This is a genomic window from Nocardioides houyundeii, assembly GCF_002865585.1.
GTDB classification, from domain to species: Bacteria; Actinomycetota; Actinomycetes; order Propionibacteriales; family Nocardioidaceae; genus Nocardioides; species Nocardioides houyundeii.
In genome coordinates this window covers 2,193,989-2,210,645 of record NZ_CP025581.1, presented here as the reverse complement: position 1 = coordinate 2,210,645, position 16,657 = coordinate 2,193,989, and the positions used below count along the sequence as shown (strand labels likewise).

Sequence of the window (16,657 nt, the reverse complement as noted above, 5' to 3'; positions counted from 1 at the left end):
CCCCGTAGGGCGCCCCCGCACCCTCACCGCCGCTCACTGCGGCGATCCACACCAGCAGACCGGAGAAGAGACCATGACAGGACTGACCGGCCGCGAGGCCGTCATCGTCGGTGCCACCCGCACCCCCATCGGCAAGGGCAACCTGGAGAAGGGGGTCTTCGCCGACGTGCACCCGGTGGCGCTGCTCGGGCGCGTCTACTCCTCGGTGCTGGAGCGCGCCGGGATCGACCCCGCGGCCGTGGACGACGTGGCCGCGGGCTGCGGCCAGCCCTTCGGCGTGCAGTCGGCCAACGTAGCCCGCAACGCCTGGCTGCACGAGAACCTGCCCGTCGAGACCCCGGCCACCACCGTCGACCGCGCCTGCGGCTCCTCCCAGCAGGCGGTCAACATGGCCGCCGCGGCAGTCGCCTCCGGCGCGGCCGACGTCATGCTCGGTGCCGGCGTGGAGCACATGGGACGCATCCCCTTCTCGGCCGGCCCCGCCATCCAGCGTGACTTCGGCGACCCCTTCACCGACCAGCTCCTGGCCCACCACGCGCTGGTCGGTCAGGGCGAGGCAGCCGAGCGGGTGGCCGACAAGTACCAGATCACCCGCGAGGCGATGGACGAGCTCGCGGAGCGCTCCCACCGGCTTGCTGCCCGGGCCGTCGCTGAGGGACGCTTCGACGCCGAGATCACCACCGTCCGCACCGCCGCCGGCGAGGTCTCCCGCGACCAGGGCATCCGGGAGAGCACCACGATCGAAGGGCTGGCCGGCTTGCGACCGGTGTTCCGCGAGGACGGCCGGATCACCGCCGGCAGCTCCTCGCAGATCTCCGACGGGGCCGCCGCCGTCCTGGTCGCCGAGGCCGGCAAGGCACGCGAGCTGGGCCTGCGTCCCCGGGCTCGCATCCTCGACGCGATCACCGTCGGCTGCGACCCGGTGCTGATGCTCGAGGGCCCGATCCCCGCCACGCAGCGCATCCTGGAGCGCAACTCGATGTCGATCGACGACATCGACCTCTTCGAGGTCAACGAGGCCTTCGCCCCGATCGTGCTCGCCTGGGAGCGGGAGCTGAAGCCCGAGCGCGACCGGGTCAACGTCAACGGTGGCGCAATGGCCCTGGGCCACCCGCTCGGTGCCAGCGGCGCCCGGCTCATCACCACGCTGCTGCACGAGCTCGAGCGCGCGGACAAGGAGATCGGGCTGGTCACCATGTGCTGCGGTGGCGGGTTCGGGACCGCGACCCTGATCCAGCGCGTGTGACGAGCACCGTGCACCCGGAGATGGCGGCCGCCGCGCAGGCGTTCTTCGACCAGCAGGCGCCGCTGTCCGCGCTTCGCGGGCACCTCGAGGCCGGGCCCGGCTACGACGCGCAGACCTGGCGGCGCTACTGCACGGAGCTCGAGGGCGGCCGGCTGCTGCTGCCGGCCGAGGTCGGCGGGCTCGGCGCCGGCATCCGGGAGGCCTCCGTGGTCGCGGAGGCCGCCGGCCGGGTGCTGTACGGCGGGCCGTACCTCTCGCAGTGGCTGGCCGGACTGCTCCTGCTCGGCTCCGACCAGGACCCCAGGCCGAGCGCCGCGAGCGGTCTGCTGAGCGAGGTCGCGGCCGGTCGCACCGTGGTGGCGCTGAGCCTGGATCCCACGTTGGTGCGAGCCCGGCGAGGTCCGGACGGCTGGCGGCTGGTGGGCGACAAGTGCCCGCTGGAGCACCTGGACTCCGCCGACGTGCTGGTGGTCGCGGCCCGGGTGGACACCGTGGACGCCACACCTGCCCAGAGCGACGAGGTGGCGCTGTTCCTGGTCCGGCCCGACGCCGACGGGCTGCACCGGCAGGACGTGGACAACCTGGACCTCACCCGTCGTACCGGCCTGGCCCGGCTGCGGGACACCCCGGCCACCCGGCTGACCAGTGCCGGTGCCGGTGCCGGTGCCGGTGCCGCCCAGCGGCTCACGGAGGTCGCGACGACCGCCACGGTGCTGCGGGCCGCGGAGAACCTCGGCTCGCTCCGCCGGCTCCACGAGATCACCACCGCCTACGCCCTGGCTCGCGAGCAGTTCGGCCGCACCATCGCCTCCTTCCAGGCGGTCAAGCACAACCTGGCCGACCGCCTCGTTGAGATCGAGGCGGCCACCGCGGCGGTGGACGCGGCCGTGCGGCTGCTCGCGGAGCAGCCCGGCTCACCGGGGGCCGAGGCCGCCGTGCTGACGGCCGGCCTGGTGACCGAGGACGCGTTCGCCCGGATGGCGCACGAGGGGATCCAGCTGCACGGCGGGATCGGGTTCACCTGGGAGCACGACGCCCACCTCTTCTACCGCCGCGCCGCCGCGGGCCGGGGGGTGGCGGGGGCGCGCTCGGTGCGGCTGGCCCGGCTGTTGGACCTGACGACGCTCGCCGACCCGATCGAGGACGGCGTACCCATGGCGGCGCCCCTGGAGACTCCCGAGCTCGCGGCGTTCCGGGTCCGGGCCCGCGCCTGGCTGACGACGGCGATCGCCGCGGGGGAGGCGCCCGAGGTGCGGCCCGGCCCGGTCAGCACCACCGCGGAGGGCCTGGCGGCCGGGAAGCGCCACCAGGCCGCGCTGCACGAGGCCGGGTTCTCCGGCATCACCTACCCCCGTGAGTACGGCGGCGCCGGGCTGCCGGCGCCGTACGAGGACGCCTTCTTCGAGGAGACCCGGGCGACCGGGGCGGGGGAGGACAAGCTCTTCCGCATCGGCATCGGCATGATCGGCCCGGCCATCCTGGCGATGGGGACCCCCGAGCAACGCGACCGCTACCTCCCCCCGCTGCTGCGGGGCGGGGAGGTGTGGTGCGAGCTCTTCTCCGAACCCGGCTCCGGCTCGGACATGGCGGGGGCCAGGACCCGGGCGGTGCCGGACGGTGACGGCTACCTCGTCACCGGCCAGAAGGTGTGGACCTCCAACGGGCACCTGTGCGACTTCGGCCTGCTGCTGGCGCGCACCGACCCGACCGCGGCCAAGCACGCAGGCCTGTCCATGTTCGTGGTGCCGATGGACGCCCCCGGCGTCGAGGTGCGGCCGCTGCGCCAGATCACCGGCGAGACCGACTTCAACGAGGTGTTCCTGGACGAGGTGCGGCTCCCGAGGGAGTCCCTGCTCGGCGGCCTGAACGACGGGTGGCGGGTGGCCCGACTGGTCCTCCAGCACGAGCGGATGGCGATGGGCACCACCGCGGTGCGCCGGGTCACCCTGGCCGACCTGGTGGAGCTGGCAGCCGGGCGGGGGACCGATCCCCTGGTCCGGGCGGGGCTGGCCGAGCAGACGCTGCGCGAGCGCGCGCTCCGCACCTACCTGGAGTACCTGGCCGGTGCGGAGCACCGCCACCGCCTCCCGGCAGAGGCGGGAGCGGTCGCGAAGCTGCTGATGACCGGCACCATGCACAGCGCCTCGACGCTGGCCGTGGAGCTGCTCGAGGGCGGCTCCGCGCTCTGGCCTCGCGGGTCCGGGACCGGCGACCTGCTCAAGCGGGTGCTCGCCGCCCAGGCGTTCTCCATCGCCGGGGGCACCGACAACATCCTGCGCAACCTCGTCGGCGAGCGGGCGCTCGGACTGCCCCGTGACTGAACAATTGCGGGGATCTGACCGTCCAGCCTGGATAATGGGTCGGATCGACACCCCAGAACTGGCGCCGCGGCGCATCGAAGACGGAGAAGTGTGATGGCGAAGCGAGCAGTGCGCCCCAGCGACGAGGGCGACAAGGGCGACGGCGCCAGGACCCTCGGCGGTTCGACCGGTACGAGATGGTGATCGCCTCGGCCGCGGAGATCTTCCGCAGCAACGGCTACGACGCGACCAGCCTGCAGCAGATCGCCGACGACGTCGGGATCCTCAAGGGCAGCCTCTACCACTACATCGACACCAAGGAAGACCTGCTCTTCGCGATCATCAAGCGCAACCACGAGCACATCACCCAGGAGAACTCCCAGTGGCGTGACCTGGTCGGGGACCCGGTGGCTGCGATCCGCTCGTTCATCGAGGGGCACATGCGCGAGTCGCTGTGGAACCCCACCTTCTCGGAGGTCTTCGTGCGGGACTTCCGGGCGCTGAGCCCGGATCGCGCCAAGATCATCCGCGAGACCCAGGAGGCCTACGACGCCGAGTTCCGGGGCCTCATCGCGGCAGCCATCGAGACCGGCGCGCTGCGCGACGGCGTGGAGCCCGCGTTCGCCGCTCGCGCCGTGTTCGGCATGACCAACTGGGTCTACTACTGGTACCACCCGGGCGGCTCCCTCTCGGTCGACGACGTGGTCACCAAGATGTCCGACTACGCCATGGCCAGCCTGATGGAGCCGGCGAACAAGGACGCCCTCTCGTCCTGAACCTAACTAATCAAACGGTTGGTTGACAGGGCGGATCTGCCGATCTAGCCTCGGTCCATAGCTTGAACGTCGTTGCCGGCAACCGGCACGCATGGACCTGGAGGCAGCAGTGAGCGAAGCCGTGACCGAGAACCACGGACCGGTGTCCGTCACGATCGAGGACGGCGTCGCCGTGGTCCTCGTCGACAGCCCGCCCGTCAACGCGATGGGCAAGGCAGTGCTGGAGGGGCTCGGCGAGGTCGCCGCGCGCCTGCACAAGGACGAGTCGGTGCGGGTGGTCGTGCTGACCGGTGGTGGCACCAAGGCCTTCATGGCCGGCGCCGACATCAGCGAGTTCGAGCAGCTCCGGGCCGCTCCCGGCGGCATGGAGAAGCACAGTGCCTGGGCCGGCGGCGTGCTCGCCGCCTGGGCCGACCTGCCGCAGCCGGTCATCGCCGCCGTGCAGGCGAGCGCCGTCGGCGGGGGCCTGGAGATCGCGCTCACCGCGGACATCATCCTCAGCGAGCCCACCGCCAAGTTCGGTCTCCCCGAGGTCAAGCTCGGCCTGATCCCCGGCGGCGGCGGCACCCAGCGGCTGCCGCGCCGCATCGGCGCCCAGGTCGCCATGGAGCTGATGTTCCTGGGCAGCGTCATCGACGCCGCCCGCGCCGAGCAGCTGGGCCTGGTGAACCGGCTCAGCGAGCCCGGCTCGGTGGTGGAGGACGCTCGCGCCATGGCGCGCAAGATCGCCGGGCACCCGCGGGTCGCCGTACAGGCGCTGAAGCGGGCCACCCACGAGGACCTCTCGGCCGCCCTGGTCACCGAGCGGGAGATCTTCCTCGAGGTGGCGCAGTCCGAGGACTTCCGCGAGGGCTTCTCCGCATTCGTGGAGAAGCGCGCCCCCCAGTTCAGCCACCGCTGAGCATGGGTCCCCTCAAGGACGTCCGCGTCCTCGACCTCAGCCGGATGCTGCCCGTCGGCGTCCTCAGCCAGCTGCTGGCCGACCTGGGCGCCGACGTCGTCAAGGTCGAGCGGCCCGGAGTGGGCGAGGAGGGGCGCGCCTTCGGTGCGCCCGTGGCCGGCACGTCGGCGACCCACGCCTTCCTGGACCGCGGCAAGAAGTCCGTCGCGCTGGACCTCAAGCACCCGCACGGGCTCGCGGTGGTGCACTCGCTCGTCGCCCAGGCGGACGTGGTGCTGGAGTCCTTCCGGCCCGGCGTCGCCGAGCGGCTGGGCGTCGGCTACGACGACCTGCGCGCCCTCAACCCCAACCTCGTCTACTGCTCCGTCAACGGCTACGGCACCGGCGGTCCCCGCGACCAGGAGCCGGGACACGACATGAACTACCTGTCGTACGCCGGCGCCATGCACTTCGGCGGCACCAAGGCGCACGGACCGCAGCCCGGCGGCATCCAGGTCGCGGACCTGCTCGGTGGGCTCACCGGCGGCATCGGCCTGCTCGCGGCCCTGCTGGCGGTGCGCTCCGGCGCCCCGGGCACCCGGGTCGAGGTGGCCCTGGCCGACGCCGCGCTGTGGGCCCTGGGGCTGCACGTCAGCTCCTGGATGGCCGGTGGCGACGCCGCCGGTCCGGAGTCCACCGCCGTCACCGGCGCCGGTCCGGCCTACCGCGTCTACCGCTGTGCCGACGGCCGCTACCTCAGCGTGGCGGCGATCGAGCCCCAGTTCTGGGCCCAGTTCGTCACCGCGGTGGAACGCCCCGACCTGATCGCGCGCCAGCACGACCCCAGCGCCATCGAGGAGGTCGCGGCCCTGGTCGCGACCCAGGAGCTGGCGCACTGGACGAAGCTGCTCGACGGGCTGGAGACCTGCGTGTCGCCGGTCCAGGACTTCTCCGAGGTCGCGGCCGACGAGCAGTTCCAGGCCCGGGGGATGTTCGTCCCCGTCCCCGGCCAGGACGAGGTCCTGCAGGTCGGCAACCCGATCAAGCTCAGCGATCCGCTCCCCACCCCGTCCCCGGCCTCAGCGCTGGTGGGCGGAGACACCGAAGCAGTCCTGGCAGGCCTGGACCTGCCGCCCGAGGTGAGGCGTTCCGCACTCGCCTGGGCCACCACGACCAACGACCGAGGAGAAGAGTCGAGATGACCGAGAACGACGTGATGCTGGTGGCCGGGGCCCGATCCCCGTTCAGCCGGTTCGGCGGTGCCCTGAGGGAGGTCGCCAGCGTGGACCTCGCGGCCTTCGCGATGGTCGAGGCCATGCGGATGGCCGGGATCCGTCCCGAGGACGTGGACGAGGTCTACAACGGGGTCACCATCCCCGCCGAGGAGGCCCTCGACGGGTCCATCCCGGCGCGCGTGGCGATGCTGCGCGCCGGCATCCCCGAGGACCGGCTCTCGCTCACCATCGACCGCGCCTGCTGCTCCTCCATGACTGCGGTGCAGCTCGGCTCGCGGGCGATCCAGAGCGGCCAGAGCGACGTGGTCCTGGTCGGCGGCGCCGACAACATGGGGCGCGCGGCGTTCCTGATGAACCCCAACATCCGCTGGGGCATCAAGCGCGGCGGGCCCAAGCTGAAGGACCCGATGGCCGAGCCTGGCGCGGACATCGGCGGCAAGCCGGTCGCCGTGGACGCCGGCGAGGTCGCGGCCGAGCACGGGATCACCCGTGAGGAGTCCGACGAGTTCTCGCTGCGCAGCCACCAGAACTACTTCGAGGCCAAGGCCCGCGGCTACTTCGACGGCGAGGTCGTGGCGTACGCCGGCGAGAAGGGCAGCCTGGAGCACGACGAGGGCCCCCGCGCCGACACCACCCTGGAGCGCCTGGCGTCGCTGAAGACGATCTTCGGCGGCCCGATCGTGACCCCCGGCAACGCGCCCGGCCAGGACACCGGTGGCTGCTACCTCGTGCTGGCTCGCCGCAGCTGGGTCGAGCAGCGTGGCCTCGAGGCGCTGGCGACCCTGGAGGGCGCCGGCAGCGCAGCCCGCGCCCCCGCGAGATCCCCGTCGCCCCGGCTGACGCCATCAACAAGGCCCTCAAGCAGCCCGGCTGGGACCTGGAGGCGCTGGACCGCTTCGAGATCAACGAGGCCTTCGCCGCGGTACCGCTGACCTCGGCCCGGGTGCTCGCCAACGGTGACGTGGCGCGCGAGAAGCGGATCCTGGACCGGCTCAACCTCAACGGCGGTGCGGTCGCGCTGGGTCACCCGCCGGGCGCCTCCGGTGCCCGCATCCTGCTCACCCTGGCCCGCGGGCTCGCGGAGAGCGGTGGCGGTCGCGGCGTGGCCTCGATCTGCGGCGGTCTCGGCCAGGCCGACGCCGTGGCGCTGAGCGTGGGCGTGGACAGGTGACCGCAGTGGACAACGAGTCCATCGGCACCGACGAGCGCGCGGCCCTGGCGGACCTGGCGTTCTCGCTCGGCGCGAAGTACCAGGACCGTGCCTTCAGCGACCTGGACGCCGCCCGCAAGCACTGGGACGAGGTGTGCCAGGCCGGGCTGCCCGCGATCTCCCTGCCCGCCGAGTACGGCGGCGCCGGGGGGATGAGCGACCTGTTGCTGGTGGCCGAGCGGCTCGCCGCCGGCGGCTACCCCGCGGGCAAGCTCACCATCTCCACGGCCATCGGCGGTGCGGTCATCCTGCGCCACGGCACCGAGGAGCAGAAGCGGGAGTGGCTGCCGGCGATCGGGGACGGCTCCCTGCGGTTCTGCTTCGCCCTGACCGAGCCGGGAGCCGGCTCCAACGCCGCCAACATGACCACCAAGGCGACGCGCACCGCGGACGGCTGGCGGATCAACGGGGAGAAGACCTACATCTCCGCGGTGGACGACTCCGACGTGATGCTGGTGGTGGCGCGTGACTCCGAGAGCGGCGGCTTCTCCATCTTCACGCTGGCGCTGCCGTGCGAGCAGCTCCAGCTGCAGCAGGTCGGCGTGATGGTCGGGGTGCCGGAGAACCAGTGGACGGTGTACTTCGACGACGTCGAGGTGCCCGCGGACGCGCTGATCGGCAAGCCGGGGGAGGGCGGTCGGGCACTCTTCGACGGCCTCAACCCCGAGCGGCTGATCGTGGCTGCCCAGGCCGTCGGCATCGGCCGCTGGTGCCTGGCAAAGGCCTCGGAGTACGCCCGGCAGCGGGTCGTCTTCGGGGTGCCGATCGGCGAGCACCAGGCCGTGCAGCACCCGCTGGCCGAGGCGCTGGTCGACCTCGAGGCCGCCTGGGCCCTGATCGAGCGGGGAGCCGCGGCGTACGAGGCCGGGGAGAACGCCGGACTGGCCTGCAACATGGCCAAGGTCAAGGCCTGCGACGCCGGGCTGAAGGCGGCCGACGCGGCGCTCCAGACCTTCGGTGGCAGCGGCTTCACCGACGAGACGATGATGTACGACCGTTTCGGCTACCTCCGGCTCCTGAAGTCCACCCCGGTGGCGCGGGAGCTGGCGCTCAACCAGATCGCGGTGTCGGGGCTCAACCTGCCCCGCTCGTACTGACCGAGCGCAGCCCGGAACGACCAAGAGCCGCAGCCGGACCCGAGGGTCCGGCTGCGGCTCTTGTCTGTGCCTGGTGAGTGGTGCCTGGTGCGGTCAGCCCTTGATCATCGGCAGCACGACGGCGGTGTCGTACCAGGAGACCACCTTGGTGATGTGGGTGCCGTCGGTGTCGATGAAGTCGACGGCGTCGAACTCCAGGGCGGTCCCGTCCGGCTTGGTGCCCTCGAACTTGATCTCGATGGCGGCGACGTTGCCGTCGACCAGCGTGCGGACCGGGATGTCCTCGTGGGTGGCGAACTGACCGACCACGGCCGTCAGCAGCCGGACCGCCCGGTCCCGCCCGGTCGTGGACAGGCTCATGCCGTGCTGGATGGTGACGTCGGGGTGGAAGAGCGCGCTCAGCTGGTCCCACTTGTGGTTGTTGACGGAGTCGAAGTACTGGTCGAGAAGGTCCTGGGTGCTCATCGCGTGTCTCCTGAATGGTGTCGTGTCGGGGGTGGGTGGATGGTCGGGTGTGCTCAGCCGCGGGTCGCGGGTCGCTGCGGGCGGATGGAGCCCAGCTGCGCCACGGAGCACAGCAGCTCACCGTCACGGGCGTAGATGTCGGCCACGCCGAGACCGCGGCCGCCGCGCATCGCGGGGGAGTGCAGGTCCAGCAGCAGCCAGTCGTCGACCCGTGCCGGTGCGTGGAACCACATGCTGTGGTCGAGGGTGAGCCCGCTGGCCGATCCGTCGCCGAACCAGAGTCCGGCGGGGCGGAGACAGGCGTCGAGCATGCACATGTCGCTGGCGTAGGCCAGCAGGGCCGCCGCCAGCCGCGGGTCCCCAGGATCGGCGCCCCCGGCCTTGAGCCACACCTGCGAGGTGGCCTCGCCGGGTCCGGTCGCCTCGGCGGCGATCCGGGGTGGCGCGTCGACGTGGCGCAGGTCGAATGCGGAGTCGGGCCCCCACGGCGTGAAGGTGCCCGGGTACGGCGCCAGGTCCACCCCGACGTTGGTGAGGTCATCGGGGGCGGGCACCTGCGGCATCGTCCGTGCGTGGTCCGGACCCGGACGGTCCCGGGAGAACATCGCCTCGGCGCGCAGCAGCAGCCGTCCACCCTGGGACACGTCCACCGAACGCCAGGCGGTGGCCCTGGAGTCGGCCACCTCGCCGACCCGGAGGTCGACCGGCTCCTCGTCGCTGCCGACCCCCACGAAGTAGGCGTGCAGGCTGCGCGGCCAGAGGTCCGACGCGGTGGTGGCCGTCGCGGCGGCCAGCGCCTGGGCGACCAGCAGGCCCCCGAAGGGCACCCCCCACTGGACCGGCATGGGTGCGCCGAGGAAGGAGGAGGCACCCTGCGGGACGGGCCGGAGGGCCGCGCAGACGGCGTCGTACGCCTGTCGTGCGCGGCCCTCCGTTGCCTCGGGTCCCGCCTGGCCAGCCGGTCGAGCCGTCGCAGGGACGGCGCTCGAGCGGTCGGCCACTACTAGCGAGCCTCGCCGTACTCGCTGAAGCCGCGACCGGTCTTGTAGCCGTAGTGGCCGGCGTTGACCAGCGCGCGCAGGCCCTGGGTGGGGCGGAAGCGGTCGCCGAAGTGGTGGGTCATGGCCTCGGACGCCTTGACGAAGGTGTCGAGCCCGCCCATGTCCGCGGTGGCGAGCGGGCCCATCGCGTGGTTGAAGGCGAGCTGGCAGGCGCGGTTGACATCCTCGGGCGTGGCGACGCCCTCCTCGACGATCCGCATGGCCTCGACGACCAGGATCATGATGAGGCGCGAGGTGAGGAACCCCTGGGTGTCCTTCTCGCAGACGATCGTCTCCTTGCCGAAGCGCTTGGCGAGCTGCTGGATCGTCTCCAGCGTCTCGTCGCTGGTCTCCACGCCGCGCACGATCTCGATGAGCCGCATCACCGGCGGCGGGTTGAACCAGTGGGTGCCGATCACTCGGTCGGGGCGGTTGGTCGCGCTGGCGATCTTGGAGATCGCGAACTGCGAGGTGTTGGAGGCCAGGATCACCTCGGGGCGGCAGACGGCGTCGAGCCGGCGGAACACGTCCTGCTTGAGCTCGACGTCCTCGATGATCGACTCGATGGCGTGGTCGGTCTCGGCGCCGGTGGCCTCCAGGTCGGTGCTGGTCCCGATGCGCTCGCGGGCCGCCTTGGCGTCGGCGTCGGTCAGCTCGCCCTTGCGGACCATGCGCTCCAGGCTCTTGTCGATGCGGCGCAGGCCGCGGTCGAGGTCCTCCTGCGAGATGTCGACGAGCGTCACGTCGAGCCCAGCCACGGCCGCGACCTGGCCGATGCCGTTGCCCATCTGGCCGCCGCCGCCGACCACCATCACCTTGTTGATCGTCATGTGTGTTGTGCCCCTTCGATATTCGGGTCCGCACCGGGGGACCGGTGTGGTGGAACTCACCTCGTCGGTGGGTCAAGTCTTTACAACATACCAACCGATTGGTAGTTTCCTCAACATGTCAGGGATGAGTAGTTGGGCCAGTTACTGGGCGCGGTTCGGTGCAGATCGACCGGCGTTGATCTTCGAGGGTCGCGACGTGACCTGGGGGCAGCTGGAGGACAGCTGTGCGCAGATCGCAGCGGGGCTGCTGCAGGAGGGGCTGCGCAAGGGCGACCGCCTGGGCTGCCTGGTCCGCAACACCCCGGAGCACTTCGAGGTGCTGCTCGCCTGCTCGCGACTGGGTGTCATCTTCGTGCCCCTCAACCCGCTGCTCACCGCACGGGAGCTGCGGGAGGCGGCCGGTGACGCCGAGCTCGCCGCGGTGGTCACCGACCCGTCGTTCGTCGACGTGCTCGGCCCGCTGGAGGAGCTCGTCGGAGCCTCGCGCATCTTCTTCGTCGGCACCCCGCCGGACCAGGGCAGGGCGCTGGACGCGCTCCGGGAGCACGGCTACCAGCGTGCGGAGCTCGACATCGTCGCCTCCGACCCGGCCATGATCTGCTACACCAGCGGCACCACCGGCCGGTCCCGCGGTGCGGTGCTCACCCAGGGCAACATGACCGGGGTGGCCGTCAGCGCCAGCGCCATCGACGGGCTCACCTACCGCGACCGCGCCATCGTCACGGTCCCGCTGGCCTTCACCGGTGCGGGGGTCTCCTTCGCGGTGCCGATGATGTATTGCGGCGGCTCGGTGGTGATCCGGCAGGAGCTGGTGCCGTCCCTGGTGCTCGACGACATCGAGAACAACGGCGTCTCCTTCATCGGGGTGGTGCCGCTGGTCCTGGAGCGGCTGGCGGCCGAGCCCGACTTCGCCGACCGGGACCTCAGCGGTCTGAGGATCGTCAAGTCCGGCGGCAGCGCCGTGCCCGAGCACCTCATCCGGCTCTACCAGTCCCGCGGTGTCGGCATGGTGAACGCCTACGGCCTGACCGAGGGCTCCGGCCTCAACCTGGAGCTCCAGGCCCACGAGGCCATCGACCGCCTCGGCTCGGTCGGCATCCCGCTGATGGGGCAGGAGGCCAAGGTCGTCGACCTCAACGGCGACCCTGCGGCACCCGGCGAGCCGGGCGAGCTGCTGCTGGCCGGCTCCTGCGTGATGCAGGAGTACTGGCGGGATCCCGCCTCCACCGAGAAGACGCTCCAGGACGGCTGGCTGCACACAGGGGATGTCGCCACCGTCGACGAGGACGGCTACTTCCGGATCGTGGACCGCTCCAAGGACATGATCATCTCCGGGGGCATCAACATCTACCCGGCCGAGGTCGAGTCCGTGCTCTCCGCGCACCCCGACGTCCTCGAGGTGGCCGTGATCGGCGTACCGGACGCGGAGTGGGGGGAGACCCCGGTCGCCTGCGTGGTCAGCTCCAACCCGGACCTGGACATCGCCTCGCTGAACGCGTTCGCCAAGGACCAGCTGGCCCGCTACAAGCAGCCGCGCCGCCTGATCCTGCGCGCCGAGCCGCTGCCGCGGGGGATGAGCGGCAAGATCCTCAAGCGCGAGCTCCGCTCCGACGTGGCCGAGTAGCCGTGAGCGCACCTGAGGTGGACACCGACTCGATCACCGTGGAGCACCACGGCGCCGTCACCGTGCTGACGCTGAACCGGCCCGACCGGCTCAACGCGCTGTCCCACGGCCTGCTCCGCCGGTTCCACGAGATCCTCGACGACCTGCTCTACGACTACGAGCACCGGGTGGTGGTGCTCGCCGGTGCGGGCCGCGCCTTCTGTGCCGGCATGGACCTGCACGCGGTCGCCGCCGGCGAGGAGTGGGTGCCGGACGTGGGACGGGTGCAGACGATGTACGGCCTGCAGGAGGCCGTGGGGCGGCTGGTCACCAAGCTCCGCAAGATCCCGCAACCGGTGATCTCGGTGGTGCACGGCGTGGCCGTCGGTGGCGGGCTGTCGATCGCCTGTGCCTCCGACGTCCGCATCGGCGAGCCCGGCGCCCGGTTCAACCCGGCGTTCGTCAAGCTGGGCGCCTCCGGAGGAGACATGGGGTCCTCCTGGCTGCTGCCGCGCATCATCGGCTTCGAGAAGGCCGCCGAGGTGCTGCTGACCGGGCGGGACGTCGATGCCGAGGAGGCGCTGGACCTCGGCCTGCTCAGTCGCCTCGTGGCGCCCGGGGACGGGATGGAGACTGCCCTGGAGCTGGCCGCCGAGATGTGCGAGCTCGCCCCGTTCACGACCCGGATGACGAAGTCGCTGCTGAACCTCTCGCGGGACGGCGTCTCGCTGGAGCAGATGATCGAGGTCGAGAACCGGACCCAGATCATGATGACCTCCACCGACGACTTCCGCGAGGCGACGACCGCGTTCTCCGAGCGCCGTACGCCGACGTTCCGTGACCACTGAGGTGTCCGACGAGCTGGTCGGCTGGTTCAACGCCCTGCCGATCAGTGAGCTGCTCGGCCTGCGGTGCGTGGAGGTGCGCTCCGACGGAGCCCTCGTGGAGGTGCACGTCCAGGACTGCCACCGGAACCCGGACGGGCACGTCTCGGGCGCGGTGATCGCCGGCGCTGCGGACGTCGCCGCGGGGATCGCGGTGACCGGGGCGACCGGTCAGGACTCGGCGACCGGTGACCTGAGCGTGCACTTCCTGGCGCCGGCGCGGAGTGGACCGCTCCGGGTCGAGGTGGAGATCCTGCGGCGCGGACGCCGTACCTGCGTGCCGCAGGTGAAGGTCTTCGACGGCACCGGGAGGCTGTGCGCCGCCGCGACCGGCACCTGGATGCTGCGCGACCAGCCGATCGAGGTCGGCTGACCGCCGGCAGCCGGCAGCCGGCAGCCGGCAGCCGCTGGCCGCTCAGGCCAGCGTGCCCGCCACCAGCGACTCCCGGAGCTGCGCCTTCATCACCTTGCCCGTGGCGTTGATCGGGAACGACGAGCGGACCAGCAGGACCTCCTTGGGCCGCTTGTAGTCCGCCAGGCTCTGGGCACACGCGGCGAGCACGGCCGCCTCGTCCAGGTCGGTGCCGAGGTGCGGGCGCACCACCGCGACGACCCGCTCGCCCCAGTGGTCGTCCGGTACGCCGATCACCGCGGCCTCCGCGACCTCGGGCAGCTGGTAGATGACGTTCTCCACCTCAGCCGGGTAGACGTTGAACCCGCCGGTCACGATCATGTCCTTGAGGCGGCCGGTGACGTAGAGGTAGCCCTCCTCGTCGGCGTACCCCAGGTCCCCGGTGCACAGCCAGCCGTCGACCACGGCGCGCTCGTCGGGGCGCCGCCAGTAGCCGGCCATGACGGAGGGTCCGGAGACCCGGATCTCGCCGATCTCACCGGGGGCGGCCACGACCTCGTCGCGGAAGACCCGGACGTCGCTGTAGAGCAGGGACTTGCCGATCGAGCCGGCCTTGCGCACCGCGTCCTCGGGCATCAGGTAGGTGGAGAAGCCGCACGACTCGGTCAGGCCGTAGCCCTGCACGAAGACCGACAGCCCGCGGGCCTGGAAGCGCTCGATCAGCGAGACCGGCATCGGCGCCGCGGCCGAGAGGACCCGGTTGAAGCAGGTCAGGTCCAGGTCCGCGAAGGACGGGTGGTCCAGCAGCGACTTGAAGACCGTGGGGACGCTGGCCATGTAGGTGGGGCGGTGGTCGCGGATCGCTGCGGCGATCGCCTCCGGGGTGCCCTGCTCCAGCAGCCGCAGGGTGCAGCCGAGGTGCAGGAAGGGCAGCACCCCGGCCAGCATCGCCCCGGAGACGCTGATGGGCAGCGAGACCAGGGGTCGGTCCTGTCCGGTGAACCCGATGTCGACGGCCAGGGAGGTCGCCACCGACCGGATGTTGCCGTGGGTGATGATCGCGCCCTTGGGCAGTCCCGTGGTCCCGGAGGTGTAGAAGAGCCCCGCGGCGGAGTCGTCGTCGAACTCCTCGACGGCGAAGGGCGTCACCACCTGGTCCGGCTGGGGCCATGCCGCGACCCGGCCCGGGAAGTCCTCGGGCGGGCCATCGGTGAAGAACGTCGACAGGGTCGGGTTCGCCCGGGCGAAGAGGGCCGCCTGGTCGCGGTAGCCGCTGGTGGTGATCACGGCGACCGGTTCGCTGTCCGCGACCAGCGCGGCCATCTCGGGGGCGGCCAGCCGCAGGTTGAGGGGCACGAAGACGGCGCCGAGGCGCAGGATCCCCAGCGTGGCGGGCATGAACTCCGCGTGGTTCTCGTGCAGCACCGCCACCCGGTCCCCCGCGAGACGCCCAGCTGGCGGAGCGCGTCGGCGACCTGCCACGTGCGTCGCTCGAGGTCGGCGTAGGAGAGCGTGCGGTCCGAGGTGATGATGGCCGGCTTGTCCGGCGTCCGGTCGGCGTGCCGGGTGATCCACGCGGCGACCCCGGGCCGGAACCGGAGGTCGGAAGCGGTGCGGGGGCCGGCGCTGGACGGCGTCGCCGAGTCCGTGGCGGTGCTCACAGGTCGATCTCCTTCGCCAGGGCGCGGATGTCCGCGGTGTCGCGCAGACCCATCATCACCACGGTGTCGACCTCCGAGCGCTGCCAGCGTTCCAGGCGCTCCTTGATCCGTTTGGGGGAGCCGATGAGCGAGGTGCCGTCGACCAGCTCGTCGGGGACCGCGTCGACCGCCTCGTCCCGGCGGCCGGCCAGGAAGAGCTCCTGGATCCGTTCGGCCTCCTGGCCGAACCCGGCTCGGGTGACCGCGTCGTAGTGGAAGTTCGCACCCTTGGCGCCCATGCCGCCGACGTACCAGGCCAGCGGCTCCTTGGCGCGTCGGAACGCGGCCTTCAGGTCGTCGTCGACGAACGTGTTGACGCTCGCCACGATGTCGAGGTCGGGGCGCCGGTCGACCAGCGCGTCGCCGTACATCTCCTGGAACTTGTCGACGTGCACGAAGGCCGGGAGCCAGCCGTCGCCGATCTCCACGGCGAGGGCCACGTTCTTGGGGCCCTGGGCGCCGAGGTAGACCGGGACCCGGGGCGGAAGGGCTCGGTGATCAGGCGCAGCGGCTTGCCGAGCCCGGCGCCACCGGGATGGGGGAGGGGGAAGAACTCGCCCTCGTGCGTCAACGGCTCCTCGCGGTCCCAGATCCGGCGCATGATCTCGACGTACTCCCGGGTCCGCGCCAGCGGCTTGGGGAACGGGCGGCCGTACCAGCCCTCCACGATCTGCGGCCCGGACACCCCCAGCCCGAGCATCAGCCGGCCCTGGCTCAGGGCATCCAGCGTCATGGCGGCCATGGCCGCGTTCGCCGGGGTGCGAGCGTCGAGCTGGATGATCGAGGTGCCGATCTTGATCCGCGTGGTGCGAGCGGCGTACCAGGTCAGGGGGGTCAGCGCGTCCGAGCCGTAGGCCTCGCCGGCCCACACCGAGTCGAACCCCACCTCCTCCGCGGCGAGCACCGCCTCGGTGGCGTCGTCGGGCTGCTTCGCCCAGTAGCCCAGCCCCAGGCCCAGCTTCAGGTCATGCCCCATCGTTACGCTCCTCGTTCCACGTCGTCGTACGACCCCCGGGTTCGTGCCGGACGCCCCGTGCGC

General features: G+C 71.8%; 16 protein-coding genes and 2 pseudogenes. 11 read left to right on the top strand and 7 right to left on the bottom strand.

From position 1 onward, the window contains the following. The first annotated feature begins 73 nt into the window (after positions 1-73). The 8 genes from C0R66_RS10620 (at position 74) to C0R66_RS10585 (ending at position 8,744) form a co-directional block, all read left to right on the top strand. Positions 74-1,246, top strand: coding sequence for a thiolase family protein (locus C0R66_RS10620; protein WP_101524674.1), 1,173 nt, complete (start codon positions 74-76; stop codon positions 1,244-1,246). Beyond that, positions 1,243-3,567 (top strand): acyl-CoA dehydrogenase family protein, encoded by a 2,325-nt coding sequence (locus tag C0R66_RS10615; protein ID WP_101524673.1) that lies wholly within the window; start codon positions 1,243-1,245, stop codon positions 3,565-3,567. The genes C0R66_RS10620 and C0R66_RS10615 overlap by 4 nt, the downstream gene beginning before the upstream one ends. Positions 3,568-3,743: 176 nt before the next feature. Then, positions 3,744-4,322 (top strand): TetR/AcrR family transcriptional regulator, encoded by a 579-nt coding sequence (locus C0R66_RS10610; RefSeq protein ID WP_101524672.1) that lies wholly within the window; start codon positions 3,744-3,746, stop codon positions 4,320-4,322. A 109-nt stretch (positions 4,323-4,431) separates the two neighbouring features. Beyond that, a complete protein-coding gene (locus tag C0R66_RS10605) occupies positions 4,432-5,223 on the top strand; it encodes an enoyl-CoA hydratase/isomerase family protein (protein ID WP_158647995.1) in 792 nt (263 codons plus the stop codon). A 2-nt stretch (positions 5,224-5,225) separates the two neighbouring features. Then, positions 5,226-6,404 (top strand): CaiB/BaiF CoA transferase family protein, encoded by a 1,179-nt coding sequence (locus C0R66_RS10600; protein ID WP_101524670.1) that lies wholly within the window; start codon positions 5,226-5,228, stop codon positions 6,402-6,404. Beyond that, positions 6,401-7,369: a thiolase family protein gene (locus C0R66_RS10595; RefSeq protein WP_101524669.1), complete on the top strand. Its 969-nt coding sequence runs from the start codon at positions 6,401-6,403 to the stop codon at positions 7,367-7,369. The genes C0R66_RS10600 and C0R66_RS10595 overlap by 4 nt, the downstream gene beginning before the upstream one ends. Further along, positions 7,258-7,608, top strand: a complete 351-nt coding sequence (locus C0R66_RS18990) for a beta-ketoacyl-[acyl-carrier-protein] synthase family protein (protein WP_338418232.1) — start codon at positions 7,258-7,260, stop codon at positions 7,606-7,608. The genes C0R66_RS10595 and C0R66_RS18990 overlap by 112 nt, the downstream gene beginning before the upstream one ends. After that, on the top strand, positions 7,605-8,744 hold the full coding sequence (locus tag C0R66_RS10585) for an acyl-CoA dehydrogenase family protein (RefSeq protein WP_101524667.1): 1,140 nt from the start codon (positions 7,605-7,607) through the stop codon (positions 8,742-8,744). The genes C0R66_RS18990 and C0R66_RS10585 overlap by 4 nt, the downstream gene beginning before the upstream one ends. 93 nt (positions 8,745-8,837) lie before the next feature. Here C0R66_RS10585 and C0R66_RS10580 read toward each other — a convergent pair whose 3' ends face one another. From C0R66_RS10580 to C0R66_RS10570, 3 genes are all read right to left on the bottom strand, one after another. Then, on the bottom strand, positions 8,838-9,209 hold the full coding sequence (locus C0R66_RS10580; protein ID WP_101524666.1) for a nuclear transport factor 2 family protein: 372 nt from the start codon (positions 9,207-9,209) through the stop codon (positions 8,838-8,840). Between the two features lie 53 nt (positions 9,210-9,262). Beyond that, the gene (locus C0R66_RS10575; RefSeq protein WP_158647994.1) at positions 9,263-10,054 is read right to left on the bottom strand and encodes an acyl-CoA thioesterase; all 792 of its coding nucleotides are present in this window, start codon (positions 10,052-10,054) and stop codon (positions 9,263-9,265) included. A gap of 158 nt (positions 10,055-10,212) precedes the next feature. Further along, the gene (locus C0R66_RS10570) at positions 10,213-11,079 is read right to left on the bottom strand and encodes a 3-hydroxyacyl-CoA dehydrogenase family protein (RefSeq protein WP_199286634.1); all 867 of its coding nucleotides are present in this window, start codon (positions 11,077-11,079) and stop codon (positions 10,213-10,215) included. Between C0R66_RS10570 and C0R66_RS10565 the strand changes: the two genes are divergently transcribed. Genes C0R66_RS10565 through C0R66_RS10555 form a run of 3 tightly spaced genes read left to right on the top strand, consistent with a single transcriptional unit; the run spans position 10,976 to position 13,939 of the window. Continuing rightward, positions 10,976-12,703, top strand: a complete 1,728-nt coding sequence (locus tag C0R66_RS10565) for an AMP-binding protein (protein ID WP_101524664.1) — start codon at positions 10,976-10,978, stop codon at positions 12,701-12,703. The two genes, C0R66_RS10570 and C0R66_RS10565, sit on opposite strands and share 104 nt — an antisense overlap. A gap of 2 nt (positions 12,704-12,705) precedes the next feature. Continuing rightward, positions 12,706-13,530 (top strand): enoyl-CoA hydratase/isomerase family protein, encoded by an 825-nt coding sequence (locus C0R66_RS10560; RefSeq protein ID WP_101524663.1) that lies wholly within the window; start codon positions 12,706-12,708, stop codon positions 13,528-13,530. Further along, on the top strand, positions 13,520-13,939 hold the full coding sequence (locus tag C0R66_RS10555; protein ID WP_101524662.1) for a PaaI family thioesterase: 420 nt from the start codon (positions 13,520-13,522) through the stop codon (positions 13,937-13,939). Before C0R66_RS10560 ends, C0R66_RS10555 begins: the two co-directional genes overlap by 11 nt. Before the next feature lie 42 nt (positions 13,940-13,981). Here C0R66_RS10555 and C0R66_RS20145 read toward each other — a convergent pair whose 3' ends face one another. The 4 genes and pseudogenes from C0R66_RS20145 to C0R66_RS19975 form a co-directional block, all read right to left on the bottom strand. Then, positions 13,982-14,299, bottom strand: a complete 318-nt coding sequence (locus C0R66_RS20145; protein ID WP_338418231.1) for an AMP-binding enzyme — start codon at positions 14,297-14,299, stop codon at positions 13,982-13,984. 165 nt (positions 14,300-14,464) lie between these two features. Then, a pseudogene (locus tag C0R66_RS20140) lies at positions 14,465-15,579 on the bottom strand (class I adenylate-forming enzyme family protein); the annotation flags it as partial. Further along, on the bottom strand, positions 15,576-16,208 hold the full coding sequence (locus tag C0R66_RS19980) for an LLM class flavin-dependent oxidoreductase (protein WP_277869184.1): 633 nt from the start codon (positions 16,206-16,208) through the stop codon (positions 15,576-15,578). The pseudogene C0R66_RS20140 and the gene C0R66_RS19980, both read right to left, overlap by 4 nt. Before the next feature lie 62 nt (positions 16,209-16,270). Further along, positions 16,271-16,594, bottom strand: a pseudogene (locus C0R66_RS19975) (LLM class flavin-dependent oxidoreductase); the annotation flags it as partial. Between the last annotated feature and the right edge of the window lie 63 nt (positions 16,595-16,657).